Annotated in this window: 25 protein-coding genes; 2 read left to right on the top strand and 23 right to left on the bottom strand. The window is 56.4% G+C overall.

What is annotated here, in order from left to right; genetic code table 11:
• Positions 1–305 precede the first annotated feature (305 nt).
• From I6L35_RS09295 to I6L35_RS09285, 3 genes are all read right to left on the bottom strand, one after another.
• Positions 306–476 (bottom strand): XapX domain-containing protein, encoded by a 171-nt coding sequence (locus I6L35_RS09295; protein ID WP_005340467.1) that lies wholly within the window; start codon positions 474–476, stop codon positions 306–308.
• A 125-nt stretch (positions 477–601) separates the two neighbouring features.
• On the bottom strand, positions 602–1,876 hold the full coding sequence (locus I6L35_RS09290; RefSeq protein ID WP_005341329.1) for a NupC/NupG family nucleoside CNT transporter: 1,275 nt from the start codon (positions 1,874–1,876) through the stop codon (positions 602–604).
• A 216-nt stretch (positions 1,877–2,092) separates the two neighbouring features.
• Positions 2,093–2,872: a TatD family hydrolase gene (locus I6L35_RS09285; protein ID WP_216980097.1), complete on the bottom strand. Its 780-nt coding sequence runs from the start codon at positions 2,870–2,872 to the stop codon at positions 2,093–2,095.
• A gap of 41 nt (positions 2,873–2,913) precedes the next feature.
• On the opposite strand from I6L35_RS09285, the gene I6L35_RS09280 reads away from it, so the two are divergent.
• Complete coding sequence (locus I6L35_RS09280; RefSeq protein ID WP_216980096.1) at positions 2,914–3,555, top strand: type II secretion system protein; 642 nt, start codon at positions 2,914–2,916, stop codon at positions 3,553–3,555.
• On the opposite strand, the gene I6L35_RS21290 is transcribed toward I6L35_RS09280, so the two are convergent.
• The 9 genes from I6L35_RS21290 to I6L35_RS09235 form a co-directional block, all read right to left on the bottom strand.
• Positions 3,524–3,700, bottom strand: a complete 177-nt coding sequence (locus I6L35_RS21290) for a DUF5363 family protein (protein WP_216980095.1) — start codon at positions 3,698–3,700, stop codon at positions 3,524–3,526. The genes I6L35_RS09280 and I6L35_RS21290 overlap by 32 nt on opposite strands.
• A gap of 179 nt (positions 3,701–3,879) precedes the next feature.
• Positions 3,880–4,389: an S-ribosylhomocysteine lyase gene (gene luxS / locus I6L35_RS09270; protein WP_033112946.1), complete on the bottom strand. Its 510-nt coding sequence runs from the start codon at positions 4,387–4,389 to the stop codon at positions 3,880–3,882.
• An 18-nt stretch (positions 4,390–4,407) separates the two neighbouring features.
• A complete protein-coding gene (locus tag I6L35_RS09265) occupies positions 4,408–5,010 on the bottom strand; it encodes a hypothetical protein (protein ID WP_216980094.1) in 603 nt (200 codons plus the stop codon).
• Positions 5,011–5,060: 50 nt separating this feature from the next.
• Positions 5,061–5,399 (bottom strand): nitrogen regulatory protein P-II, encoded by a 339-nt coding sequence (gene glnB, locus I6L35_RS09260; RefSeq protein WP_005308848.1) that lies wholly within the window; start codon positions 5,397–5,399, stop codon positions 5,061–5,063.
• Positions 5,400–5,408: 9 nt separating this feature from the next.
• Entirely contained in the window at positions 5,409–7,031 is a 1,623-nt protein-coding gene (locus I6L35_RS09255) for an NAD+ synthase (protein ID WP_216980093.1), read from the bottom strand.
• 73 nt (positions 7,032–7,104) lie between these two features.
• Positions 7,105–9,216 carry a prepilin-type N-terminal cleavage/methylation domain-containing protein gene (locus I6L35_RS09250; RefSeq protein WP_216980092.1) on the bottom strand — a complete coding sequence of 704 codons (2,112 nt, stop codon included), beginning with the start codon at positions 9,214–9,216 and terminating at the stop codon, positions 7,105–7,107.
• Positions 9,217–9,224: 8 nt separating this feature from the next.
• Complete coding sequence (locus I6L35_RS09245) at positions 9,225–10,331, bottom strand: pilus assembly PilX N-terminal domain-containing protein (protein WP_216980091.1); 1,107 nt, start codon at positions 10,329–10,331, stop codon at positions 9,225–9,227.
• A 4-nt stretch (positions 10,332–10,335) separates the two neighbouring features.
• Entirely contained in the window at positions 10,336–10,923 is a 588-nt protein-coding gene (locus I6L35_RS09240; RefSeq protein WP_216980263.1) for a PilW family protein, read from the bottom strand.
• 20 nt (positions 10,924–10,943) lie between these two features.
• On the bottom strand, positions 10,944–11,495 hold the full coding sequence (locus I6L35_RS09235) for a GspH/FimT family pseudopilin (protein ID WP_216980090.1): 552 nt from the start codon (positions 11,493–11,495) through the stop codon (positions 10,944–10,946).
• Between the two features lie 95 nt (positions 11,496–11,590).
• On the opposite strand from I6L35_RS09235, the gene I6L35_RS09230 reads away from it, so the two are divergent.
• Complete coding sequence (locus tag I6L35_RS09230) at positions 11,591–11,980, top strand: type IV pilin protein (protein WP_216980089.1); 390 nt, start codon at positions 11,591–11,593, stop codon at positions 11,978–11,980.
• Between the two features lie 3 nt (positions 11,981–11,983).
• Here the strand turns inward: I6L35_RS09230 and tppA are convergent, their stop codons facing one another.
• From tppA to ribF, 11 genes are all read right to left on the bottom strand, one after another.
• Positions 11,984–12,385 (bottom strand): type IVa pilus pseudopilin TppA, encoded by a 402-nt coding sequence (gene tppA / locus I6L35_RS09225; RefSeq protein WP_216980088.1) that lies wholly within the window; start codon positions 12,383–12,385, stop codon positions 11,984–11,986.
• Positions 12,386–12,393: 8 nt separating this feature from the next.
• Positions 12,394–15,747, bottom strand: a complete 3,354-nt coding sequence (locus I6L35_RS09220; protein WP_216980087.1) for a pilus assembly protein — start codon at positions 15,745–15,747, stop codon at positions 12,394–12,396.
• A 10-nt stretch (positions 15,748–15,757) separates the two neighbouring features.
• Complete coding sequence (locus tag I6L35_RS09215; RefSeq protein WP_123173790.1) at positions 15,758–16,234, bottom strand: PilX N-terminal domain-containing pilus assembly protein; 477 nt, start codon at positions 16,232–16,234, stop codon at positions 15,758–15,760.
• An 11-nt stretch (positions 16,235–16,245) separates the two neighbouring features.
• Positions 16,246–17,346, bottom strand: a complete 1,101-nt coding sequence (locus tag I6L35_RS09210) for a PilW family protein (protein WP_216980086.1) — start codon at positions 17,344–17,346, stop codon at positions 16,246–16,248.
• Positions 17,343–17,756 carry a type IV pilus modification protein PilV gene (gene pilV, locus I6L35_RS09205; RefSeq protein WP_216980085.1) on the bottom strand — a complete coding sequence of 138 codons (414 nt, stop codon included), beginning with the start codon at positions 17,754–17,756 and terminating at the stop codon, positions 17,343–17,345. Before pilV ends, I6L35_RS09210 begins: the two co-directional genes overlap by 4 nt.
• Positions 17,753–18,256, bottom strand: coding sequence for a type IVa pilus pseudopilin TppE (gene tppE / locus I6L35_RS09200; RefSeq protein ID WP_216980084.1), 504 nt, complete (start codon positions 18,254–18,256; stop codon positions 17,753–17,755). Before tppE ends, pilV begins: the two co-directional genes overlap by 4 nt.
• Before the next feature lie 250 nt (positions 18,257–18,506).
• Positions 18,507–19,442, bottom strand: coding sequence for a 4-hydroxy-3-methylbut-2-enyl diphosphate reductase (gene ispH, locus I6L35_RS09195; protein ID WP_216980083.1), 936 nt, complete (start codon positions 19,440–19,442; stop codon positions 18,507–18,509).
• The gene (fkpB, locus tag I6L35_RS09190) at positions 19,442–19,894 is read right to left on the bottom strand and encodes an FKBP-type peptidyl-prolyl cis-trans isomerase (protein ID WP_216980082.1); all 453 of its coding nucleotides are present in this window, start codon (positions 19,892–19,894) and stop codon (positions 19,442–19,444) included. The genes ispH and fkpB overlap by 1 nt, the downstream gene beginning before the upstream one ends.
• The gene (gene lspA, locus I6L35_RS09185; RefSeq protein ID WP_005340447.1) at positions 19,891–20,388 is read right to left on the bottom strand and encodes a signal peptidase II; all 498 of its coding nucleotides are present in this window, start codon (positions 20,386–20,388) and stop codon (positions 19,891–19,893) included. Before lspA ends, fkpB begins: the two co-directional genes overlap by 4 nt.
• Positions 20,388–23,249, bottom strand: coding sequence for an isoleucine--tRNA ligase (ileS, locus tag I6L35_RS09180; protein WP_216980081.1), 2,862 nt, complete (start codon positions 23,247–23,249; stop codon positions 20,388–20,390). The genes lspA and ileS overlap by 1 nt, the downstream gene beginning before the upstream one ends.
• Complete coding sequence (gene ribF, locus I6L35_RS09175; RefSeq protein WP_111901026.1) at positions 23,249–24,223, bottom strand: bifunctional riboflavin kinase/FAD synthetase; 975 nt, start codon at positions 24,221–24,223, stop codon at positions 23,249–23,251. Before ribF ends, ileS begins: the two co-directional genes overlap by 1 nt.
• Positions 24,224–24,272: the final 49 nt, after the last annotated feature.

The raw sequence follows: 24,272 nt of genomic DNA, 5'->3' as shown, positions 1-24,272 counted from the left end.
GGCACTATCGGGATGCTATTCAAAACACCCTGCAGGCACTGCGACTGTAAATAAGGCAAGAGCCCTGTCACTTTCTTACAAAAGTGCGGACTTGGTTCCATGAAGACTTGAGAAAGGCAGACAACATCTGACCCGACTTCCCAATCAATTCCATTTGACCGCCAACACCCGATTTGATCGAGTATTAGTCATTGCCAGCACCCTGCTGGCAACGCCTATTTCAGCCGAGATACCCCCTGTTTGCAAGCCGGATTTGCCAATTTCAGAGGTACCTCACATCTGGCAAATCCAGGTCTAAAAAAGCCTTACGAAAAGAAACGAGTCAGGATCCAAGAGTAGGCCAATCCCCCCAGATAGACCCCGACGATCCCCATTACCCCGGACAAAACGGGAGGTGCCGGGATCGGCAATTTGAGGAAAGAAAACAACAAACCAACTATAAAGCCGGCCACCATCGCCAGTAGCACTTCATTCATATAACCTCCGATTTGACTCATTTTATTATTAGTTTAGATAGGAAAACGGTTGTCACCGCTCCATACGCGAACGCCACGGCAGGTGCCGTGGCGTTCGTGTTTATACCCTGTCAGTCAGGCGACGATTACATGCCGGACAGTGCCAGGAAGAAGCCAGCGATAGTGGCAGACATCAGGTTGGACAGAGAGCCAGCCAGTACGGCTTTCAGACCAAAGCGTGCAATGGTGCCGCGGCGGTTCGGCGCCATGGACCCCAGACCACCCAGCAGGATGGCAACAGAGGAGAGGTTGGCAAAACCACACAGTGCGAAGGAGATGATCGCCTTGGTGTGATCGGACATGGCCACACCGTTGATCAGTACTTCGTCTTTCAGGTACGGAGCGAAGTTCAGGTAAGCCACGAACTCGTTCACTACCAGCTTCTGACCGATGAAGGAACCGGCAACCACTGCTTCATTCCAGGGCACACCGATCAGGAAGGCCAGCGGGGAGAAGATCCAGCCCAGCAGCAGTTCCAGAGAGAGTTGCGGATAACCGAACCAGCCACCCACACCGGAGAAGATGCCGTTGATCATGGCGATCAGACCGATAAATGCCAGCAGCATGGCGCCGACGTTCAGGGCCAGTTGCATACCGGCAGAGGCGCCAGCAGCAGCAGCGTCAATGACGTTGGCAGGCTTGTCATCCAGCTCGGCATCGGCAGAGCTTTCGTCGTAGTTCGGGGTCTCGGTCTCGGGAACCAGCAGCTTGGCGAACAGCAGACCACCCGGTGCAGCCATGAAGGAGGCAGCAATCAGGTACTCCATCTTCACGCCCATGGAGGCATAACCGGCCAGTACGGAACCGGCAACGGAAGCCAGACCACCACACATGACGGCGAACAGCTCGGAGTCAGTCATCTTGGAGATGTAAGGACGAACCACCAGCGGCGCTTCAGTCTGACCGACGAAGATGTTGGCAGTTGCAGAGAGGGATTCGGTGCGGGAAGTGCCCAGCACTTTCTGCAGGCCGCCGCCCAGCAACTTGATGACCATCTGCATGATGCCCAGGTAGTAGAGCACGGCAATCAGGGAAGAGAAGAAGATGATGACCGGCAGAACACGGAAGGCAAAGATAAAGCCGCCGCCACCGAATACTTCAAACATCTTGTTGCTGACCAGACCGCCAAACAGGAAGTCGATCCCGTTCTGGCCGTAGCTGATCACGCTGGATACCGCATCGGACACGCCGACCAGGATATCGCGACCAACCGGAACATAGAGTACAAACGCCCCCAGACCGGCTTGAATTGCGAACGCACCGACAACGGTACGTACGTTGATTGCCTTGCGATTGCTGGAGAACAGCACCGCGATAAGGACGAGCGTCGCCATCCCTACCAGACCCATGAACAAATTCATTATTATCTTCCTCTAGTAGCACCTGGCTTGTTAGTGAGTTGTTATTAAACCCAACTAATCAAGGGGAGCGCATTATACTAATTAAAGTCCGATAAAATAGAATGCTGGTCACATTTTATCGTTATCAAAATGCCCAAGTGTCACAAAATTAGACAGCAAACGATTTTTACGCTCATTTTTTTTCCTGACAACTAAATCAAGTGTTGCGAATTTGTTTCATGACAATAGGTCGTGATGGAAAAGATGCCGGGCAGTTTCAAATAACACCTTGGCAACATCTACCGATGATTCCTCCCGCAATGTCATCAATATTTCTGCTATTTTCGGCAGCGCTTCCGGGGTATTCCGGGTGCCTTGATCACCTTGTAACGGCATATCGGGCGAATCGGTTTCCAGCACCAAAGCCTCGAGCGGCATAGCCCGAAATACCTCTCGCGTCTTGTTCGCCCGCTCAAAACTGATTACCCCGCCCACCCCGAGTCGAAAGCCTAGTTGCCAGAAGGCCTCCGCCTGCTGCAACGAACCGCTGAAAGCATGGATTACCCCGCCACGAGGCGGCTTGAAACGGCGCAACAGCTTGGCCACAGTGTCATTGGCACGCACCGAGTGGATCATCAGGGGAAGCCCGACATCGGCAGCCAGCCGGATCTGAGCCTCAAACAGCGCACGCTGCCCCTCCTGCGGCACGTGAGAACGGAGGTCCAGCCCGCACTCGCCAATGGCCACCAGCCCGGCAGGCTGGCTCATCACCAGCGTTCGCAGCCGTTCCATCACCCCCTCACGCTGTTCACCGGCATACCAGGGATGAATGCCCAGACCATAAAAGAGGCCGTCATGTTGCTCTGCCAGTGCCATCACACGAGTCCAGTTATCCTCTGCGATGGCAGGAATGATATACTCCGTCACCCCTAATGCCCGACAACGGGCCAGCAGCGCCTCCCTGTCCTGGTCGAACACCGGAAAGTCGAGATGGCAATGGGTATCTATCAGCTGCATATCACTCACACCTGTTTGCGGTATTTAATGGGTCATTGAACATGATGAACAACAGAAACAACGGCTTTACCCTGATTGAACTGGTGCTGGTGATCATAGTGCTGGGGATCCTGGCCGTCACCGCCCTGCCCCGCTTTATCAATATCAAGGATGATGCCCTGAAAAGCACGGTCTCGGCGACCGCAGGCAGCTTTGCCAGTGCAGTTCAGCTGGCTCATGCTGGATGGGCGGTGAAAATGCAGGGACAAGCAATCGCGCTCTACAATCTGAGCAGCTTTGGTAAAGGCAAATTGGATATCAATCGATATGGTTGGCCAACGGGCTCGAAGGAAGATCAAGGGAGTGCGGGAAGCGATAAACCATATCAGCCGGGCTCAGGTAACCATATATCGGTCAACAATGATGATGACTGTGAATTGCTATTCAATGACCTGCTTGATGGAGACCAAACGGTCACCCCCATAGCTCCCAACGCTGTGAATATCCCAGAAGGGTTTGATTATCTATCCACACAAGTCGGTTCAGGCCATCAAGATGAGGATGAAGGCAACGAGAAACACTTCAACTGCCGCTATATCCTGCGCGACTCAATCAACCGCTTCCAGACCAACCCGGATTATCGAAACGGCCTCGGCTTCGAGTACAACAGCGTTACCGGTGCCGTGACCCGCAATTTTGATTGAGCTCAGCCTCTTCAGCGCAAGCTCGCTCTTTGGTTGCATCATCATAACGAACCGGCGTGCAACAGCGCCGGTTCTCCTGAGTGAGCCCCCACTCCTCGCACCATGCATCGTAACGGGCCAGCCAACGCAGCAATACCCCTTTCATCGTCACACCTCCGCCAACAGGTTCAGGTCAAAAATCATCCTAATCAGAGTCGGCAAGGGGAGCAAGTCATCCCCATAACCGCGATCGGGCGGAATAAAAAAGAGCCGGTCAGTATGGCTGACCGGCTCTTTTAACATTCCCCGAAGAGAGGTTACCCGATGAGCGACAGCTCATCAGCCTCACAGACTCTTCAGCTTCTCTTCCGGCAGGGCCAGCTCGTCGTTGTGGTTAACGCCGATGCCGCGCTCCAGCACATGGCGAGCGATGGCATGGGCCTCTTCCAGCGAATGCATGCTATAGGTACCGCACTGATACTCGTTCAGCTCAGGGATCTTGCCCTGCTCCTGCACGGTCAGCACATCGCTCATGGCTGCTTGCCAGGCGGCTCCGACACGGGCCTCGTCCGGCGCGCCGATCAGGCTCATGTAGAAGCCGGTACGACAACCCATGGGGGAGATGTCGATGATCTCTACACCGTTGCCGTTTAGATGATCACGCATGAAACCGGCGAACAGGTGCTCGAGGGTATGGATACCGCGCTCGGAGAGGATCTCCTTGTTCGGTACGCAGAAACGCAGGTCGAACACGGTAATGGTGTCTTTATTCGGGGTCTGCATGGTTTTGGCCACACGCACCGCTGGCGCTTCCATACGAGTGTGGTCAACAGTAAAACTATCCAATAACGGCATTTCTGACTCCTGATTTGGTTACCAAAACCAGCCCCCACGGGAGAGCTGATCCTTGCATTGACGGTACTGGGCGCCGTAGCGCTGGGCGCGAGCTTCCACCTTGCGAGAGGTCTTCATCAACCACCCCTTGCTTCGATAGCTGCCACGCCGGTAGCCACCCCACCCTTCGTGATAGTTGAGGTACTGGCCATAGGCATCCCACTTGGAGGTGCCATTGAGCCGCTGGGCCTTGTTAGTGTACCAACCCATAAAATCGATGGCGTCAGCAAAGTCATCGCGGTCACTCCAGCTGTTACCGGTTTCCCGCTGGTAATCCGCCCAAGTTTCATCTTTGACCTGAGCATAACCATAAGCCGAACTGGCCCGCCCGGTCGGGATGAAGAGGAAATACTGCATCGGCGGCTGGGCATCATGTACGTACGAGGACTCCTGATACATCATGGCCATCACCACATGAATCGGCGTCCCCCACTTCTCGTTCATCTTGAGCGCAGCCTTGTGCCACTCCGGCTTCTCGCGAAAGATCTGGCACAGATTTTCCGGCTGCGCCGGCGGGCGGGTACTGCACGCAGTGAGTACTGACAGCAAGCCTGCCACCGCCACGATGCGCTTTCGGGACATCAGAGCAGAACTTGTTTTGCTCTCCTGAACATAACGAGGCAAAAACGACATCAGATAGCGTCTTCGTTCTCTTCGCCGGTACGGATACGAATGACGCGCTCCACCTCGCAGACGAAGATCTTGCCGTCACCAATCTTGCCGGTGCGGGCGGTATTCTGGATCGCTTCCAGACAGGCATCGAGATCCTCGTCCTGTACCACCAGCTCCACTTTCACTTTGGGCAGAAAGTCGACCATATATTCGGCACCGCGATAGAGCTCGGTGTGACCCTTCTGGCGACCGAAGCCTTTGACTTCGGAGACGGTCATGCCGTTGATGCCGATCTCGGCCAGGGCTTCGCGCACATCGTCCAGCTTGAACGGTTTGATGATGGCTTCAATCTTCTTCATGGTGACTCCTTACCAGTTCTGTTTACCGAACCCGGAAGTAATGGGGTAACGGCGATCCTTACCAAAGTTGCGAGCCGTGATGCGGGGCCCGACCGCCGCCTGACGGCGCTTGTATTCGTTGAGATCCACCAGCCGGATCACCTTGCGCACCACCGCTTCCTCGAAGCCTTCTGCCACCATATCGGCGACCGAGGCATCCTCTTCCACATAACGCTTGAGGATCGCATCGAGGATGTCGTAGGGGGGCAGACTGTCCTGATCCACCTGATCCGGCGCCAGCTCCGCTGAAGGGGGGCGGTCGATGACCCGCTGCGGGATCACGTAATCGACCGAGTTGCGATATTCGCACAACTTGAACACCAGCGTCTTTGGCACATCTTTCAGCACATCGAAACCGCCCGCCATGTCACCGTACAACGTGGCATAGCCGACCGCCATTTCGCTCTTGTTGCCGGTGGTCAGCACGATGCGACGACGCTTGTTGGAGAGCGCCATCAGCAGAACGCCGCGGCAGCGGGCCTGCAGGTTCTCTTCGGTGGTATCGCGGGCGGTGCCTTCAAACAACGGCGCCAGCTGGGTCATAAACCCTTCGAACATCGGCTCGATGGAGATGATGTTGAACTCCACCCCCATCCGCTCAGCCTGCTCCTTGGCATCCTCCACGCTCATCTGGGCGGTGTAGCGGAACGGCATCATCACTGCCTGCACCTTGTCGGCCCCGATGGCATCGGCCGCAATGGCCAGCGTCAGCGCCGAGTCGATGCCGCCAGATAGGCCCAGCACAGCGCCGTGGAAGCCGTTCTTGGTAACGTAGTCGCGCACTGCCAGCACCAGCGCCTGATAGGTCTCGGCCAACGGCTCGAGCGGCGCAGCGGGTTCCCGCTCCTTCACCGGCTGACCATCAGCAAAACGTACCAGCGCCAGCTCTTCGGCAAACGGGGCCAGCTTGTGGGTCAACTCGCCCTGGCTGCTGAACACCTTGGAGCAGCCGTCGAAAATCAGCTCATCCTGACCGCATACCTGATTGAGGTAAACCAGTGGCAGACCGGTCTGATCGCAGCGCTCGGCCATCAGCTCGCGGCGGATCCAGGGTTTCTCCTGATCATAGGGCGAGGCATTGATAGTGAGCAGCAGCTCTGCCCCCGCGGCCTTGGCGGCCAGCGCCGGACCCGGCTGCCATAAATCTTCGCAAATGAGCAGCCCCAGCTGGTGACCACGGAACGGCACCACGCAGGTCTCGGTCGCCGCGGTGAAGTAGCGCTTCTCGTCGAATACCCCGTAGTTGGGCAGGTCCTGCTTGAAGTAACGGGCAATCAACTTGCCCTGCTCATAGAGGGAGGCGGCGTTATAGAGCGCCTCCCCTTCACGCCAGGGATGCCCGACCAAAATGGCGCAGTTACCCTGCCATTCGGCAATGCGAGCCAGCGCAGCATCAACCCGGATCATCAGATCGGCGCGCAGCAGCAGATCTTCCGGTGGATAGCCGGTCAGGGCCAGCTCGGAACAAACCAGCAGATCGGCACCTTGCTGTTCGGCTTGAGCGGCCGCAGCGAGCACTTTGTCAGTGTTATCTTCGATGGCGCCTACCGTCAGATTCAACTGGGCAAGCATCAGAGAGAGGGCTTTTGCCATGGCGATGCATCTTGTATTCGAAAATGATGGGGAATGATAAAGAAAAGGCGCTGGCTGTGCCAGCGCCCCGGATTCAAGGGGTGCAACTTAGATTGGTTGCGTTGGTTACACCATTGTCCACCAGCAGGGCACAAGGACCGCTAATCACCTGACCGTTGGCAGGCGGTGTCATGGCAATGCTCAGAGAAGCGGGCTTCAGCAAATAGGCTGTATTGCCCTGGGCACTATAAGAAAAACTTATCACCAGAGTACTGTTTTGCGGAGCAGTACAGACATAGGTGGCCGGCTGGTTGTTAGCTTGGGGTTTATCAATACGGCAAGTGGCACCACTAGTAGTCGTAGTGGGCGGATTCAGCCCGTTAAAGGTATTCTTATTGCACGCCGTAGGCGATGAATCCCTGTTACTGACTTTTTCTAGGCACTCGATCCGCCCTGATACCGTGAGGGTTGGCACCGTCTGGGAGCTGGTATCGACCGAGATAGGCATGGTGGCGACCTTGGCCTCACTTCGATCTACCGGTGAGATAAGTGAAGCTGTGATCCCCGAGTTACCTTGGTAGGCCGTCACCTTGATCGATGCACTTTGCAACACGTTGGATGCATCCTTGGTGCTCTTCTTGGCGGACAGATAACCACGGCTGTAGCTACCAAAATAATAGCTGCCAAGATCAACGACTGTCTTGACCGGCTCGTTGGTCACACCGACATAGTCAGAGGCACTGCCAGTCAACTGGCCACTCAATGGCACCAAGCTCCACTCCGCCAGCATGGTCAGATTGATATCCTGAAACGGAACCTTGGCCAACAGATCCTGAGAAGTCAGATCGAGCTTCGCGAGACTGTCTGGCGAGAGCAGATCCACGTAGATACCTCTGGCAATCAACTGGGCGGTCCCCGTATTCATGGTGATCTTGGTGCTGGTATCTCCTCCTGTCGCAGCATTGGCAGGCAACCAATCCGCAAACTCGGTGATCGTCGGCGCCGTAGCCGTGGGGTTTGCGGTCCAGTTGAGAATGTTCTTCTGCCAGGTGATGTAGGTAGTAACTACGTACTTGATGTAGTTCTGATAGCTAGTCTGGTTTGCGGGCTTGGCAAGAAAATCAGCGCTGGTCACGATAACTTTGATCAGGTTCCAGTCCGGCAGGGGACGATAGTAGCCATCAAGCCTGACAAAGCGGCAGGCATCCACATAATCGCCGCTATTGACCGATGAGAGGCCACTGTTGTAGCGCAGTCGGCTGGTATTGAGTGGAGCGTAAAACTGCTCGAAACTGCTGCCGCTACCATCGAAATGATCCTTGCAGCAGCTGGTGCAGAGACTCGGTTGATCTCTGACACTGCTATTAAGTACCCCGGTCTGCTTGGTAACCTGAGAGCCCACGTTCCAGTACAACAGATTGCTGCTGGTCAAAATGGCCTTACCTGGCAAGTAGGCATTAACGCTCGAGCCATAGCTGCAGGAACAGGAAACCGATGCCAGATCCTGCAGCACCTGTTGGGTATTGCCACCATTGTCTGGCTTATAGGTAACTGTCTCGAATTGCACCAATTTGCCGACAGTACCGTCCTTGGAGGTCACGGTGGGCAATGGCTTGCTGGTCTCTTGTTTGCGCCCTTCCTGGTCAATCTGGATGGAAATGACATCAGGCGCAACCCCGGGGGTATAAACCACATGGGGCGGTTCGCGACTGGTATCCAGCCCCCCGTTAAACTGATTCTGGGTTAACGACTCCACCGGCGATACAGCGCCAGAAAGCAGCAAGGAATGAGACTGCCCGACGCTGTCACTCCAGCTGACGGTTACATTAACCACCTTTCGGCCAGGGTAAGCACGCAAGTAACCCGCCGGGATAGCCGTTTGCCAAGCAGAACCATTCCAGTACTGGTTACTGACAGACCAAGTAAGAGCATAAGTCCCACCACCATCGGGAGGAGTGGCCGAGCTGGAACCGGCCGCGATACTGTTATAGGCAGTGAGCGGAGAAACCGCACTCACCACCCCATTGAAGGTACGAAATGCATCCAGCTTTGACTCCGCCAGCCGCATGGCTACTTCATAGCGGCGACTATCCTGAGAGGTATTGAGCAATGAACGAGACATAGCCACCAGTCCAGCAACCCCCACCCCCAGCAGAACCAGAGTGATCAAAATCTCTAACAGCCCAAATCCCTTGTGCGGTTTCATACATGCTCCTACCAATCGCGCCAGCTACCAGGCACCAGATTGATGCTCTGAAACGCCGCCCCATTTTCGATATTGCTCAACACCGCCTGATCATACTTGGCATCAAAGGTACCGTTAGCCGTTTTGCCCAGTTGATAGTTGGCCACTACAGCACCATTGACGATGGCCCCCCCTTTCAAGCTGATATCGGTAGTCGTAGTTGCAGGTGTGGATGAATAGGCAAACACCAGTCCATAGAGGGTGGCGCTCCCATTTACTGTCAGATTGCCATTGCGCACGATGAGTACTACAGGCGCAGATGTAGACCCAATTGATCCACCCGGTTTACAGTCTCCATCGACAATAATCAGGCCGCTCGATGCCGTCGAAAGCGAATCACAATTTTTCAGTAGTTGTACTGCTCGCGACTCCAGATTGGCCCACCCTGTAGCGTCGTCATTTTCATTGAACAGATACCAGACCAGATCAGTGGGGAATGCAGTATCATTGTCTTTTATGTCCGACTGTTTATCGCCCTTCTGACTAATGTAAGCACTGCACCCGCCGCTGTAGTCCCCCTGATGGCAGGTCTGGCCAGAACCATTGGTCAAATCCACATTGCCATTTGTCCAGACTGATAGCGGGACGCCCGGTCCTCCACCGTTGGGGTTAGCCACCACTGTAAAGTTGCCGGATACTGCCATGCCACCAGCAATCGTCAGAGGGGCCGCCGGTGTGCCCGCCAATACGCTTATCTTGATGGCCTTAATTTCAACCTCGGCATTGGCAGTACTGTCCACCAAGCTCGCCATAGCGCGCACTCTAACAGGAACTACATTCGCCCCACCGACAACCACTGCCGGTTCGTCCTGTGCCTGCAGGGTATAATTTCCAGCTGAAACAGTGATAGATATACCGCTACTAGGGGTACGCCAAGCAGCATCTTGCGTGAGCCGTCCAACCCCATCCGAGAGGCCCAGCTCGGCCAGTGCAAGTGCCTGGCGATACTGTACTTCATTAAGACTGACACGACGGTCTGCTACCATCAGTTTGCCCGCCAGCAATGAAATGCCAAGCAGGATCACAATAAGCATTAGCGTAATAGTGAATGTGGTAAAGCCAAGATGACGTTTCATGGCATCAATACCCGTCGTTACGCAGCTTGATATCACGCTGCAGGGTGAGTTTAAGTGCGGGATTCGCCTTTAACTGACCCGATATGCTCAAACGTACCGTTCTCGCGCCAGCCGAGGCACTGCTTCCAAGGAGCGAAAAAGTCAGGTCAGTCACCTCAATAGTGTCATCGGTGCTAAGTAAATTACCTGTGCTGCAACTGGAACCAAGTTGTACCCCTTTGTCAGCACTGTCGTAGCTGTAAATAAAGGTTTCATTGGTACCAAGTATTCCATTGTTATCATCATCGTATTTCAGCCTGATACAGCGATAAATCTTGGAGCCACTGATCGTTTCACTCCTCAAATCGCTGGTGGTATCAAAATAAAATGGCGATTTGACACCCGATGCAGCACCGAGGAATGCAGTCGCAGCCTGGTCGTAACCGGTTCGCTGTACATCGCGGGCAATCATATCGGTGATACTTTGCAGTTCCTGATTTAGACGACTCACCTGCATCGATGTTTGATTGGCCTTGAGAATAGTGGCGAACAAGGATGTTACTGCCGCGACCAAAAACAAACCTGCGACCATGGCCACCATTAACTCGACTATGTTAAAGCCTCGTGCCAGACCTAATCGCATGGAGAGCTCCCCGTTACAGGCTCGGTTCTCACTCGGCCATTCGTGGCAATAATAACCCTGTGCTCAGAGGCACCGTTCTTCAGACAAATAGAACCATTGCCCAAACCGCCACTGCCGTGAAGATCTTTGAATGAGCCTCTGCGATTATTGATTTCAAGAGCATGTTCAGAACCGGATAACTCATAGTTTGTAGTCAGAGTAATACCCTTAAACTCGCTGGCATCGACGCCCTTGCGACCTTCAATAGCAGAACATGAATCCATGCAGCTATTACATGTAGAATCAAGAGCTATGCGATAGCACCAATTGGCCTGCCCCGCATTAAATATCTTGAAGATAATCGGTTTATTACGTTTGATAGCCTCAGACTTGAGCAGCATGATATCCGTGTAAACAGCTTGGGTAGCCGCCTTGACCATCTGTTCCTGGCGCAATGACTGGTAACTGGGAATAGCCACGGTTAGTAGCAGGGCGACCAGAGCCATGGCGATCATCAATTCAATCATGGTAAAACCGGCTGAGCGCCCCTCTGTGAATTCCATTGGCTAAATACTCCTTTCTTTTCGCTCATGCCAGTAGAGTATGAGGTCAGTACTATCCTATAGTATCTACCTGTTTAACGAACCCTGCCGCGCCCATGAGAATCAAACAATCTGGAATCACCCTGCTGGAATTGATGGTGGTCGTTGCCATTGTTGCCATTATTGCTGCTGTCGCCTACCCGAGCTTTACCGACGGTCTGCGTAAATCTCGTCGAGCCGATGCCATCAAGGGCTTGTTGACCATGCAGCTCAAACAGGAAGAATTTCGCATCTCCAATGCCAGTTACAGCAGTGCGATAGCCAGTGTGGGCAACCCAACCAGCGACTACTACACCTTTAGCATTTCTGGCGCCACCGCCACCGCCTACACACTGGTAGCCACCAGCAAGGGGGCCCAGGTCGGTGACAAGGCTGGCAGCACGGCCTGTGATACCCTGACTATCAACAAGGCCGACATCAAGCACCCTGCCGAGTGCTGGAACTGAACGCTACCAGCATTCGGTGGCTGTCATGGTGGCTCGTGATACCCCCTGCAGTCCGCTCTGATCGAGGGTCAACAATCCACAGGGATCGCCATTCATCACACCGGTCGGAATAGCGGTCAGGGTATAACGTGCCCCACTGGCATTGAGCGCCACATTGTAATAAGCAGCACCACCATCCCTCGGTAGGGTCGCCAGGCCGGCAGAGGTCAGGTTACCTGCGTCATAATTGCCGCTGGCGGTAAACTCCCGCTCCAGATATTGTGCAGCTTCCAGCAATACGGCCTTAGCTTCGGCTCGCTTGGCTGCCGCCATGTAGTTGTTGTAACTGGGATATGCGATCGCGGCCAGAATGGCGACCACTGCGACCACTATCATCAACTCAATCAGGGTAAAACCACGTTCCATGCCAACCTCTACTCCAGTTGCAACCAGGACTGACGGCCACCCAGATCGCCTGCCCCCTCTTCCAGCGTGACCGAGATATTACCACTGGAGCCGCTGATATATTTGCGCTCCATCTCGGCATCCTCCACCACGCTTGGCGTCGTGGTGAGCTCATCAAACTGTTTCCCGCTGACAGGTACCTTGATGTCATTACCAGCATCATCCTTGATCGCGACATAATCATCATCGTTAACAGCCCCGTCGCCGTTAACGTCAAACACCGAGTAGGTTAGTCTGGCACCCGAGATGGGATCCAGCTCCATCAGCCAGGAGCGGCCACCAAAATCACAGGCATCCGCTGACGGAATCAATGTGTTGAAAATTAAACGCTTATGCCGATAGAGCATCTCGGAGACAGCCCGTTCCCCTACCCCCTTGCTCAAGCTTGGCGATTTCAATAGCAGATACCAACCCTTTTGGCTGGTGTAATTGACATTCCGGTTGGAGACAACCCTCACGTTGAACTTGATAGTGGTGCCGTTGGCCACAAACTCATGGGTGATGCTCTGCTGCAACAGCTGGCTACTGAGCACGGTAGCCCCCGTATCCCAGATACCGTACACCGCTTCCAGCCTCGGCGTGGCGGGAACCAGTTTGTCATCATTGGTAAAATAACTGCCAGTCCCCATCATTACCATAACCCCCCCCTTAGGGTGACGAATAGCCAAAGGGCGCATGGTAATCGGCTGACGCGTACTGGCACTGCAACTACCATTACAGGCCTGAAACATCGGCGTGGGCTTGCTGCCCGTTTTCAATGCACTTCCCCACTGGGCACTGTTGTTGCCGGTCAGATCGAATTTCCACAGATTGCCGTGCAGGTCACCGGCATAGACATAGTCGACAATCCTGTCCCCGTCTTGATCTACCGGTAAGGGGGAAGATAAACCATTGGGCTCGCTGGCCGACCCCACCTGGGTATCGATCTCCTTGATAATGGCGCCAGTTGCCAGATCCAGCACAAATAGCCTCGCAGTCTGGCTGGTGCTGTTGTAACCATTGGCAACCAGAGCAACCCATTTGTTGTCGGCTTTGACCCGGACCAAAGTGGGTGCCGCCAGTGCAACCCCCATTTCGCTATTGGTGAACTCCCACAGCATCTTATCTGCGGTGAAGTTATCCGGGGCCGTCACATCGATGGCAAATACCGCCTTGCCACCGGCACCAGTGGATCCCAGCAAGATGCTCTTCCAGCGACTGCCCAGATAGGCATCGCCCACCTTGGGCGTCCCATCCACATAGTAGCGATGGCTGTAATTCGGTCTGGTCAACTGAGTCAGCTCGCCCAGCAGGCTGGACGGGATATAGGCCAGCCGCTCGACACCGTCGGAGACTCGAAATCCGTGCAGCATACCGTCATTGGCACCGACATAGAGCATGGGGGTGCGGCGGGTAATCGCCGTTGAGTCTAGAAAAGCCTGGTAACCCTCCCGCTCTGGCTGGGTCAGACCGACTGCACTGCTGTAACCGTAATCACGCTTGCCCACATAGACGGGATCTGAATTAATGATGTCTCCAAGCAGATCGCTACGATTGCGAAACGCACCGCCATTGCGCTGCTCGCCACTGCGCTCACCGCGCAGATAGGCGACGCGGCTTTCTCCCTGGTTGTCACCAGCAACATTGAATAGAGCCCGGTTGGCCACATTCAGCGTATCCCAACGGAAGGGGATGCCGACACCGTCTTGCCGGGTGAAAATATTGCGTGCTGAAGGCTCGGGGATCAAGGTAGCAGCATCCCAGGCGATCTCCCCAAGGGTGCCATCGCTGTTCAGCGGGATCGAGACCAGTTGCCCCGACCAGTCGCCGCTGTTATAGCGGGCTTGGTAGATGTGGGTATTGCTGTCCAGCCGGGTTGCGTTGGCAGTCACCGAGCTGGCGGAGCTGTTGCGGGCCGCGATCTGGGCCAGGGTGCTGCTCAGGGCTGCGGCGAAGGTATCCGGATCCGCCGCGCTGAAAAAGCTCCCCTTGCTGTTGAGTGCCGCGTGCCACAGGTCATCAATCTTGTACTCCGGAATGTAGGTCGCATTCTTGTACTCCTTGTCATCCGGATCATGGGGATTGGGCCAACGGCTCGGGATACCGTTGGCAGGATTGAGGGAACCGTTGACGCCAAGCCCGACGGTAAAGTTGACCAGATGCTGCCAATTGGCCGGATCCGCCGTGCTGGTCGGCACCTTGTTGGCGAGATCGGGGCGCAGATCGGTCTTCCAGTACTGGTAGGCCACATCGGCCAGCGTATTCTCGATGCTATCTTTGTCCTGATCGCCGACCCAGGGAGAATTTCCGTTCCAGTAGCCATCAGTCATCAGGATGTTGTAGCTCTGCCGGCAGGTGAGGTGGGGCAAGGTGCTGCCGGCACTGGCCGCCCAGGGGCCGTTTTTGTCAGTGCGGGAGAAGTACTCCCCCACGTCCTTCAGACTGGTGCGCAGCGGCGTGCCGGCGGCCGGAATATCGCGGCTGTAAAGGTCGCTGAAAAAGGCGCTGCGATCGGTTCCGGAGAAAGGCGCCACCCCGCGGATCACACTGCCGCTAGCATTGATGGTGGCAAACCCCACCCGGAGGGCCTGCCCTTGGCTGGCAAAGGCACGGCCGACCCCGGCACGAGCCGCTAGGATCCGTGAGCGGTAGTAGGTATACCAGTTGGCAAAGTTCTGGATCTCCTCGTCATAAGTACAAACGGGGGCGCTCTTACAATCACTGCGATTGGGCCGCCCGCCATAGGTGCTGCCGGACTTTATCTCGACCCGGGTATAACTGCTCACTTTCTTCACGTCACCACTGCCCTTGTAGGCAAAGTAGACGGCTGGCCAGAAGGTCTCGTCATCTTTGTAATCGGTGGAAGAGAATCCGGTGTAGTAACGCAGGGACTTGGAGCGGTTGTTCTTGGTCAGATCACGACAGCCGGCGGCGGTATTGAAGGGGTTGTGCGGTGCACAGCTGATGCTGGCATTCGCCATCGGGGTACCATCCGCCTTGGCCCAAGGCCGATAGCTCTGCTGCGGGTTGTAGTAGAGTTTGTTGTTGTTGCTTGAGCGGGTATAGGCATTGCGGTCGTTATTGCTGGTGAAAGTCACGGTCCGGTTGTCATAATCCTCGCTGCCATAGACATTGTCGGCTCTGGGGTAGACGTAGCGAGCGCTGTTCTCAATCAACCCCTCCGGCATCAACTCGAAATGCATCGAGCCCGAATCATCCAGGGTAAACATGATATTGGGATCGGCCCGGGTGCCGAGATAGAGGGGAACCTGGGCAATATCGAGCGCCGCCTGTGCCGAAGCACAGCAGAGCATCACTGAAAGGCCAAAACCAAGTTTGCCCATACACCGCCTCCTAGCGACTATAGGTCGATTGCAACAGCACCCGGCTCTCGTCAGAGAGACCAAATCCCCTTGCAGTAATACGATATAGACGACGCTCACTGATGGGCTCATCGACTGCCAGATCCTCGCTCCCCCCCTGGGTATAGGGCAACCGTTCGATAAAGTATTCGGGAGCGCGCCCCGCCAGACCACTGTTGGTATAGGTACGCCAGGCGGTCGAAGGGGAGGCAGGATCCACCGCGGTGTCGATAAATTCATACAGGCCCGCGCTGTTGTCATAGGGACCCGAGTTGCCAGCCTCGATATAGCGCTCGGCAGCGCGCAGGCCCGCTTCTGCCGCCTGCAATGCCTGCAGAGCCTCTTTCTGGTTACCCGCCATCTTCTCTTGCAACTGCGCCCCACGCATGCTGGCCATACCCAGCAGGCTCACCATGACCAGAAAAATCAGGCTGATCACCAGCGCCATCCCCTGCTGTCGATCCATCATGACTGGGCTCCTCAAGGTAGCCGATTGCGCAGCGCAACTGTGGTTTCGGCGACCCAGTACCAGTTGCGATCGGTCGCCCGGAAGGTGGCTCCGGCAAAGCTAAGGGCCTGCGGAGACGACACCACATTACCCTGGTTGCTGCGCATCAAAAGTTGCACTCCAATCCCCAGTACATTGTCCCAGTTTGGATTACCTGCGGCGCTCACGTAGCGATCTGCCGCACGATCCCGGTTCTGATCCTCGCCGAATGTAAGTTGCATATTGGCAACCCCTTCGATAAGGGGCATACCTGCAGCCACCCCGTTCTTGCGATAAAGCGCGTAGGGGCTGCTGGCAGAGGGGCGGGCGATATAGTAGAGACGGGTTTCCACCCTGTTCACGACCGAGCCAAGACCGAATCGCTCCTCGGGTGGGCTGCTGGCCCCCCCCCAGGAACTGCTGGCATTGCCTGGCGTATATTTGTTGTCATTGGAGTGGACGATATTGACCTCACGCCCCCCTGCCACGCCCTGTACTTTGGTGACCTGAAATATTCTGGCCTTCTGACAGTCGGAGACCATGACGATATCTCCCTCGCACAGATCGCTATAACCCTGTGCGCCGGAACCACAATAGTCGGCCTTGCTGGATAGCTGCTGCACAAACAGCTGGGCGGCACTGTTATGATTATCACGACTGAGCGGCACCCCAACCCCAACCGGCCCCTGAACCAACAGGATATCGCTACCCGGCATGGGTCTGGGCTCGGAACCGCTGAACAGAGCAGACAGCTCGGCTGGCAAAGTGGACGTCACATTGTCGTAACCACGCAAAAAGGTGGTGAAGTTGTAGGGCAGTGCCGTACTGTTATTGAGGGTATTGGTGATATTGACCCCCTGCTTGCTGAGACACCCCTGATAGCCCACCATACGCAGCTCTTTTTGCAGCAGATTGGTGGCAAATCCGCTATCTTCCCGCACCCGGGCAATGGCCTCGCCAGTGAGATAGGTTTTGTGATTGCCGAGAAACACCTGAATCATGACCCCCACCGTTATCAGCGAGAGCACCAGGGCGATCATCACCTCGACCAAGCCGATCCCGTGCTGGTGTAGCGGCAAACCGCTCCTGCTCATAGGTCCGTCCTCAGGATCATGCTGCGCGACGCTGGATCAGTCGACAGCCGACTGCTATCCCACTGAATAGTAATAGTGGCCCTTCCGGCACTGACCGATACGGCGCCATCGCCACCTGGTAGCTCGGCCACGACCCGCTTCCAGTGCAGCAGATCCTGAACCGCCATAGAGCTACCCGAGACAGTTTCGCCCAAGTCGATATTGTATTGCCCGTTCAGAGCCGCGCTGCGATTAGCCCGCATCATATCGTTGATCATGTATGCATACTGGGTCGCCTCGGTACGCGTCAGCGCCGACTGGTTACTCTTGAGAGCCTGCAGTTGCAGAGTAGCCATCCCCAGAATACCGATGGAGAGCACCAGTACCGAGATCATGATTTCAAGCAGTGACAAACCCCGTTCTCGCATCATGGGCAACTAGCCTCGGTAATGGAGGGGCGACCAGCGACTGTGATGTTGATATCACGGGAGGCCTCATTTCTGCACTCATCGGGACGCAGAGAAAATACCCGGGCCAAGGGAGTACGACCATCAAGAAAACCCTCGCTATTGAAACGCAGCAGGGAAGTATTGCTGCTCAGGACTCCACTCCCCATATCGGGAAAGTCTCGCAACAACTCACCATTATCCAGTATGCCGTTGCCGTTGCCATCAACCCAGATCTGCCAACCGGCCTCCCAGTGATGCTGGGTCAGGTTATCGGCAGCAGCGGAGAGGATCACTACCGTGTTGCGACGAATGGCTTCCGAGCGGGCAAGGTTGATAGCTGCAACAAAGTTGTTGGCCTGAGTATTGAGAGAAATGGTGCGCAACAAAGCGCTGAAGGAAGGAACCCCTAACGTGAGTAACAAAGAGACGAGCGCTATGGTCACCATAAGCTCGATAAGGCTAAAACCTGAACGCAAAAACATCCTGTTTCGCTCTGATTTGTTCCAGGAGGACAGACACACTCCATGTGTGCTAAGCCAGAATAAGGGCTTGCTGGCAAGTCTATGCCGGGCACTTGGGGTTTCAATCCCGGCAATGCAAAAGTTCGAGCTACATCATCAATTTTTGCTGCGATCTGGTTGCGAACATGCAAAAAGGACTCGTTGGGGCCAAAAAAGCCACCTCAACGAGGTGGCTCTGGCAATAAACCGACATCTAGCAAGATGACAGGGATCAGAGGATCCGCAGCTCGGGTGGTACCTCAAACACCACGTTCTCTTCGCGACCGGGGTGCTCGGCGACGACCTTGCCACCCAACTCCCGCAGGCGTGCAATCACAGACTGCACCAGCACCTCGGGGGCGGATGCACCTGCAGTGACGCCGATCGCTTTCACGCCTTCCAGCCAGCTCGCCTCGATCATCGACGCATCGTCGATAAGATAGGCTCTGGCACCCACCTTCTCGGCCAGCTCGCGCAGACGGTTGGAGTTGGAAGAGTTTCGAGACCCCACCACCAGCATGGCGTCCACCAGCCCCGCCATCTCCCGCACCGCATCCTGACGGTTTTGGGTGGCGTAGCAGATATCGTCCTTGCGCGGCCCCTGGATCTTGGGGAAGTGCTTGCGCAGCGCATCGATGACGTCAGAGGTCTCATCCACGCTCAGGGTGGTCTGGGTGACGAAGCAGAGGTCATCCGGATTCTTTACCTTGAGCTTGGCCACATCTTCCGGTGTTTCTACCAGATACATTCCGCCTTCGCGATTCTCGTACTGCCCCATGGTCCCGATCACCTCGGGGTGACCGGCGTGGCCGATGAGCACAGCCTCGGAGCCCTTGCGGCTGGCGCGATGAACCTCCATGTGCACCTTGGTCACCAGCGGACAGGTGGCATCGAATACCTTGAGGGAGCGGGACTTGGCCATCTCGCGCACTGTCTTGGCCACGCCGTGAGCAGAGAAGATGACGATGCTGTCGTCCGGCACCTCGTCCAGCTCCTCGACGAAGACAGCGCCCGCCTCTTTCAGCTTGTTCACCACATAGCGGTTATGCACCACTTCGTGACGGACATAGATGGGGGCCCCAAACTTCTCCAGCGCGCTCTCGACAATGCTGATGGCGCGATCGACACCGGCGCAGAAGCCACGGGGGTTAGCCAGCAGAATATCCATTAATGCACCTTCTCCTCATCATCAACGCCCAGGATATCCACCTCGAAGGTGACGGTATGACCGGCCAGCGGATGGTTGAAATCGACCGTCACCGACATCCCGGCAACTGCCCGGATGATGCCCGGCAACTCGCTGCCATTGGGCTGATCGAACAGGATGATGGTGCCAACTTTTGGCTCCACATCAGCGCCAAACTTGGCACGGTCGAGATGGTAGATGTTGTCGGGATTGGAGAGGCCAAACGCCTGCTCCGGCGCCAGCGTGAAGCTCTTGCTCTCCCCTTCGCGCAGCCCCAGCAGGCACTGCTCGAAGGTTGGGGTCAGGCTGCCATCGCCCATCCGCAGGCGGGCAGGTTTGCCGTGCAGCGCCGTGCTGTCGGCAACCGAGCCATCTTCCAGCTTGATGGAGAAGTGGAACAGCACGCTGCTGTTAGCGGTGATCTGCTGGCTCATGCCTGCTCCTTTTTCTCACCACGGAAACCGTCCAGCACGATCATGGCGGCCCCGATAAAGATAAAGCTGTCGGCCAGATTGAATGCCGGCCAGTGCGCACGCTGCCAGTAGAAGTCGAGGAAATCGACCACATGGCCCAACACCAGTCGATCAAAGACGTTGCCGAGGGCGCCGCCGATGATGAGTGAATAGGCGATACCGCTCCAACGCTGGGTCACCGACTGCTTGCGCAGCCAGTGGATCAGCAATCCACAGATGGCAAAAGCCAGCACCGCGAAGAACCAGCGCTGCCAGCCCCCCTGATCAGCCAGAAAGCTGAATGCGGCGCCCTTGTTGTAGACGTGAACCAGGTTGAAGAAGGGGGTGATCTCCACCCCCGGGTAACCAAATGGCAGCAACTTGACCACGGCGAGCTTGCTCGCCTGGTCCAGTACAAAGGCCAGCACTGCCAGCCACAGCCAACGCAGGCCGCTTTTATGTTGAGTCATGTTCATCAGGCAAATTGACGAGTTTCGCCGTCACCCTCAACGTTGGTCACACAGCGACCACAGATCTCTTCGTGACCCGCGATGGTGCCCACATCTTCTACATGGTGCCAGCAGCGGTCGCACTTGGCGGCAGCAGACTGGGCCACGCTCAGCCACAGGTCATCACGCTCGGTCGCCACAGAGCCTTCCGGCGCAGTGTCAGCCACCACCACCTTGGCTTTGGAGGTGAGCAGCACGAAGCGCAGCTCATCGGCCAGGGCATTCAGGCGTGCAGCCAGCTCCGGCTTGGCGAACAGGGTCAGTTCGGCCTGCAGGGAACCGCCGATACGCTTCTCGCCACGGGCCACTTCCAGCGCCTTGTTCACTTCACCACGCACGGTGAGGATCTCGGCCCAGAAATCGTCGTTGAGGGTTTCACCCGCTTCCAGCCCGAACAGGCCGTCGTACCACTCTTCGGTGAAGACGAACTCGCCGCGCTCACCCGGCAGCAGTGCCCAGATTTCATCGGCGGTGAAGCTCATGATCGGCGCCATCCAGCGCACCATGGCCTCGGCAATGTGATAGAGGGCGGTCTGGCAAGAGCGACGGGCCAGGCTGTCAGCCTTGGCGGTGTACTGACGGTCCTTGATGACATCCAGATAGAAGGAGCCCATCTCGATGGAGCAGAACTGCATCAGCTTCTGGGTCACGCCGTGGAAGTTGTACTCGTCGAACGCCGCCATGATCTCGGCCTGTACCGCCTTGGCACGACCGACAGCCCAACGATCCACCACCACCATGTCGGCAGGCGCCACCATGTCGGTCGCCGGATTGAAGCCGTTCAGGTTGGCCAGCAGGAAGCGGGCAGTGTTGCGGATGCGGCGATAGGCGTCGGCAGAGCGCTTGAGGATCTCGTCGGAGACAGTCATCTCGCCGGTGTAGTCAGTGCTCGCTACCCACAGACGCAGGATGTCGGCACCCAGCTTGTTCATCACGTCCTGCGGGCTGACCACGTTGCCGATGGACTTGGACATCTTGCGACCCTGACCATCCACGGTGAAGCCGTGAGTCAGCACCTGGTTGTAGGGAGCCTTGTCTTTCATGGCCACGCCGATCATCAGGGAGGACATGAACCAGCCACGGTGCTGGTCAGAACCTTCCAGATACATGTCGGCTGGCTTGCCGTTGAACTCGGGACGGGCATCAACCACGGAAGCGTGGGTAGAACCGGAGTCAAACCAGACGTCGAGGGTGTCAGGCACCTTGTCGTACATGTCGGCATCGGCACCCAGCAGCTCCGCCTTGTCCAGATCCCACCATGCCTGAATGCCGGACTGCTCGACACGCTTGGCTACTTCGTGCATCAGGCGCACGGATTCCGGATGCAGTTCCTGGGTCTCTTTATGGACGAACAGGGAGATGGGCACACCCCAGGTGCGCTGACGGGAGATACACCAGTCAGGACGGTTCTCGACCATCGCCTGAATGCGGTTTTTACCCCAGGCCGGTACCCAGCCGCTCTGGCCTTGCTGGGCAATACCATCCTTCTCGATGCGCTCGATCTCTTCCAGCGCGCGCTTGCGCAGACCCTTCTGCTCCATGCTGATGAACCACTGCGGGGTAGCACGAAAGATGATCGGGGTCTTGTGACGCCAGCAGTGCGGATAGGAATGGTTGAACACCTTGTGATGCAACAGGGCGCCGCGCTCGGTCAGCACTTCGATCACGGAGGCGTTAGCCTTGAACACATGCTGACCGGCAAACAGTTCGGTATCCGGCAGGTAAACACCGTTGCTGCCAACCGGGTTGGCCACTTCCAGACCGTACTTCTGACCGACCACGAAGTCTTCCTGACCGTGGCCAGGGGCGGTGTGTACGGCGCCGGTACCGGCATCCAGGGTAACGTGGTCACCCAGTACCACAGGCACATCGAAGCTGTAGAAGGGGTGGTTGAAGCGCAGCAGCTCGAGCGCGGCCCCCTTGGCATAGCCCAGATTGTGGAATTTCTCGATACCGGCGCGATCCATGACGTCCTTGACCAGCTCTGCGGCCAGGATCAGACGCTCGGGGTGCTCACCTTCAACCTGCACCAGTGCGTAATCCAGATCGGCGTGCATGGCGATGGCGCGGTTGGCTGGCAGGGTCCACGGAGTGGTGGTCCAGATCACCGCAGAGAGCGGGCCCTTGCCGGTGTGGCCTTCGGCGCAGTCAAACTTGGCGGCAACGGTCGCCTCATCAACAGCCTTGAAGCGCACATCGATGGAGGGGGAATTCTTGTCGTAGTACTCCACCTCGGCTTCAGCCAGCGCGGAGCCGCAATCGGTACACCAGTGCACCGGCTTGGAGCCTTTGTGCAAGTGGCCGTTTTCAACGATCTTGGCCATGGAGCGGATGATGTTGGCTTCGGTGCCAAAATCCATGGTCAGGTAGGGGTGTTCCCAGTCACCCAGCACACCCAGACGGATGAAGTCGGTCTTCTGCGCTTCGATCTGGGTCTTGGCGTATTTGCGGCACTCGGCACGGAATTCGGCAGCGGAAACCTTCTCACCCGGCTTGCCGACCATGCCTTCCACTTTCAGTTCGATAGGCAGACCGTGGCAATCCCAACCCGGCACATAGGGGGAATCAAAACCGGAGAGACCCTTGGACTTGATGATGATGTCTTTGAGGATCTTGTTGACCGAGTGACCGATGTGAATATTGCCGTTCGCATAGGGGGGGCCATCATGCAGAATGAAAGAAGGCTTGCCCGCTTTGGCGCGGCGAATAGCGCCGTAGAGATCCTGATCGTACCAACGTTTCAGCATGTTGGGTTCGCGCTTGGCCAGATCGCCACGCATCGGAAACTCGGTTTCCGGAAGATTCAGGGTGTGTTTATAGTCGCTCATCAGTCCTGGGTTCCCTTCTTTTCTAAAAGAGTGCTGGGTAAATTGAATTGTGGCAGCCCGAACCAGGCTCGGGCCGCCAGGGCATCTCGTTCGATCTGCTCTTTCAAGGCAGTGAAAGAGGCAAACTTCTGCTCTTCGCGCAGCTTGTGGCGAAGCAGCACCTTGACCTGCTGACCATATAGATCACCAGAAAAATCAAATAGATGTACTTCCAATCTGGCTTGTGTACCGCTCAAGGTCGGCCGTACACCCACATTGGCTACACCGGGGAAGGTCTTGCCGGAACATATCACTTCCACCGCAAACACGCCACCGACCGGGATCACCTGACGCTTGAGGGCCAGATTGGCAGTGGGAAAACCTATGGTGCGCCCTAGCTTGTCGCCGTGGGCCACCCGGCCGCTGATGGTGTAGGGGCGGCCAAGCATCAGCTCCACCTCCGCCATCCGGCCCGCCTTAAGGGCTTCACGCACCAGGGTGCTGCTGACCCGCTGCCGTTCGAGCTGGAAGCTCTGGGTGCTGATCACCTCGAAACCGAAGCGATGGCCCGCCTCCTCCAGCAGGTGGAAATCCCCTTCCCGCCCCTTGCCGAAGCGAAAATCATCGCCGACCACCAGATAGCGCACCCCGAGCTTCTCCACCAGCAACTGCTCGATGAAGGTCGAAGCCGCCTGCTCGGCGAAGCGGTGGCTGAAGCGCACGCAGAGCATGCGATCGATATCCAGCCCCTGCAGCGCTTCGTACTTTTCCCGCAACCGGCTCAGCCGGGCGGGCGCCGCCGTGCCGGCAAACAGCTCCAGCGGCTGCGGTTCAAACAGCATGACGCAGGCGGGCAATCCCAGCTGGGCCGCTTTCTCCTTGAGACGTGCCAATACCGCATGGTGACCCTGATGAACCCCATCAAAGTTGCCAATGGTTAATACACATCCCCGGTGACGGGGCTTGAGATTGTGAATGCCGCGAATAAGCTCCATCAGTGCCTTGTGCGTTGCTGCCATGGAAATCGGCGGATTATATATCAGG

Source organism: Aeromonas sp. FDAARGOS 1405 (assembly GCF_019048265.1).
GTDB classification, from domain to species: Bacteria; Pseudomonadota; Gammaproteobacteria; order Enterobacterales; family Aeromonadaceae; genus Aeromonas; species Aeromonas veronii_A.
The sequence above is the reverse complement of the archived record's forward strand: the minus strand, read 5'-3'. Positions and strand labels throughout refer to the sequence as shown.

What these genes read in the sequence shown, in the direction of transcription:
- I6L35_RS09295 (WP_005340467.1), bottom strand. Translation starts at nt 476, where the DNA reads ATGAATGAAGTGCTACTGGCGATGGTGGCCGGCTTTATAGTTGGTTTG.
- I6L35_RS09290 (WP_005341329.1), bottom strand. Translation starts at nt 1,876, where the DNA reads ATGAATTTGTTCATGGGTCTGGTAGGGATGGCGACGCTCGTCCTTATC.
- I6L35_RS09285 (WP_216980097.1), bottom strand. Translation starts at nt 2,872, where the DNA reads ATGCAGCTGATAGATACCCATTGCCATCTCGACTTTCCGGTGTTCGAC.
- I6L35_RS09280 (WP_216980096.1), top strand. Translation starts at nt 2,914, where the DNA reads ATGATGAACAACAGAAACAACGGCTTTACCCTGATTGAACTGGTGCTG.
- I6L35_RS21290 (WP_216980095.1), bottom strand. Translation starts at nt 3,700, where the DNA reads ATGAAAGGGGTATTGCTGCGTTGGCTGGCCCGTTACGATGCATGGTGC.
- luxS (WP_033112946.1), bottom strand. Translation starts at nt 4,389, where the DNA reads ATGCCGTTATTGGATAGTTTTACTGTTGACCACACTCGTATGGAAGCG.
- I6L35_RS09265 (WP_216980094.1), bottom strand. Translation starts at nt 5,010, where the DNA reads ATGTCCCGAAAGCGCATCGTGGCGGTGGCAGGCTTGCTGTCAGTACTC.
- glnB (WP_005308848.1), bottom strand. Translation starts at nt 5,399, where the DNA reads ATGAAGAAGATTGAAGCCATCATCAAACCGTTCAAGCTGGACGATGTG.
- I6L35_RS09255 (WP_216980093.1), bottom strand. Translation starts at nt 7,031, where the DNA reads ATGGCAAAAGCCCTCTCTCTGATGCTTGCCCAGTTGAATCTGACGGTA.
- I6L35_RS09250 (WP_216980092.1), bottom strand. Translation starts at nt 9,216, where the DNA reads ATGAAACCGCACAAGGGATTTGGGCTGTTAGAGATTTTGATCACTCTG.
- I6L35_RS09245 (WP_216980091.1), bottom strand. Translation starts at nt 10,331, where the DNA reads ATGAAACGTCATCTTGGCTTTACCACATTCACTATTACGCTAATGCTT.
- I6L35_RS09235 (WP_216980090.1), bottom strand. Translation starts at nt 11,495, where the DNA reads ATGGAATTCACAGAGGGGCGCTCAGCCGGTTTTACCATGATTGAATTG.
- I6L35_RS09230 (WP_216980089.1), top strand. Translation starts at nt 11,591, where the DNA reads ATGAGAATCAAACAATCTGGAATCACCCTGCTGGAATTGATGGTGGTC.
- tppA (WP_216980088.1), bottom strand. Translation starts at nt 12,385, where the DNA reads ATGGAACGTGGTTTTACCCTGATTGAGTTGATGATAGTGGTCGCAGTG.
- I6L35_RS09220 (WP_216980087.1), bottom strand. Translation starts at nt 15,747, where the DNA reads ATGGGCAAACTTGGTTTTGGCCTTTCAGTGATGCTCTGCTGTGCTTCG.
- I6L35_RS09215 (WP_123173790.1), bottom strand. Translation starts at nt 16,234, where the DNA reads ATGATGGATCGACAGCAGGGGATGGCGCTGGTGATCAGCCTGATTTTT.
- I6L35_RS09210 (WP_216980086.1), bottom strand. Translation starts at nt 17,346, where the DNA reads ATGAGCAGGAGCGGTTTGCCGCTACACCAGCACGGGATCGGCTTGGTC.
- pilV (WP_216980085.1), bottom strand. Translation starts at nt 17,756, where the DNA reads ATGATGCGAGAACGGGGTTTGTCACTGCTTGAAATCATGATCTCGGTA.
- tppE (WP_216980084.1), bottom strand. Translation starts at nt 18,256, where the DNA reads ATGTTTTTGCGTTCAGGTTTTAGCCTTATCGAGCTTATGGTGACCATA.
- ispH (WP_216980083.1), bottom strand. Translation starts at nt 19,442, where the DNA reads ATGGATATTCTGCTGGCTAACCCCCGTGGCTTCTGCGCCGGTGTCGAT.
- fkpB (WP_216980082.1), bottom strand. Translation starts at nt 19,894, where the DNA reads ATGAGCCAGCAGATCACCGCTAACAGCAGCGTGCTGTTCCACTTCTCC.
- lspA (WP_005340447.1), bottom strand. Translation starts at nt 20,388, where the DNA reads ATGAACATGACTCAACATAAAAGCGGCCTGCGTTGGCTGTGGCTGGCA.
- ileS (WP_216980081.1), bottom strand. Translation starts at nt 23,249, where the DNA reads ATGAGCGACTATAAACACACCCTGAATCTTCCGGAAACCGAGTTTCCG.
- ribF (WP_111901026.1), bottom strand. Translation starts at nt 24,223, where the DNA reads ATGGAGCTTATTCGCGGCATTCACAATCTCAAGCCCCGTCACCGGGGA.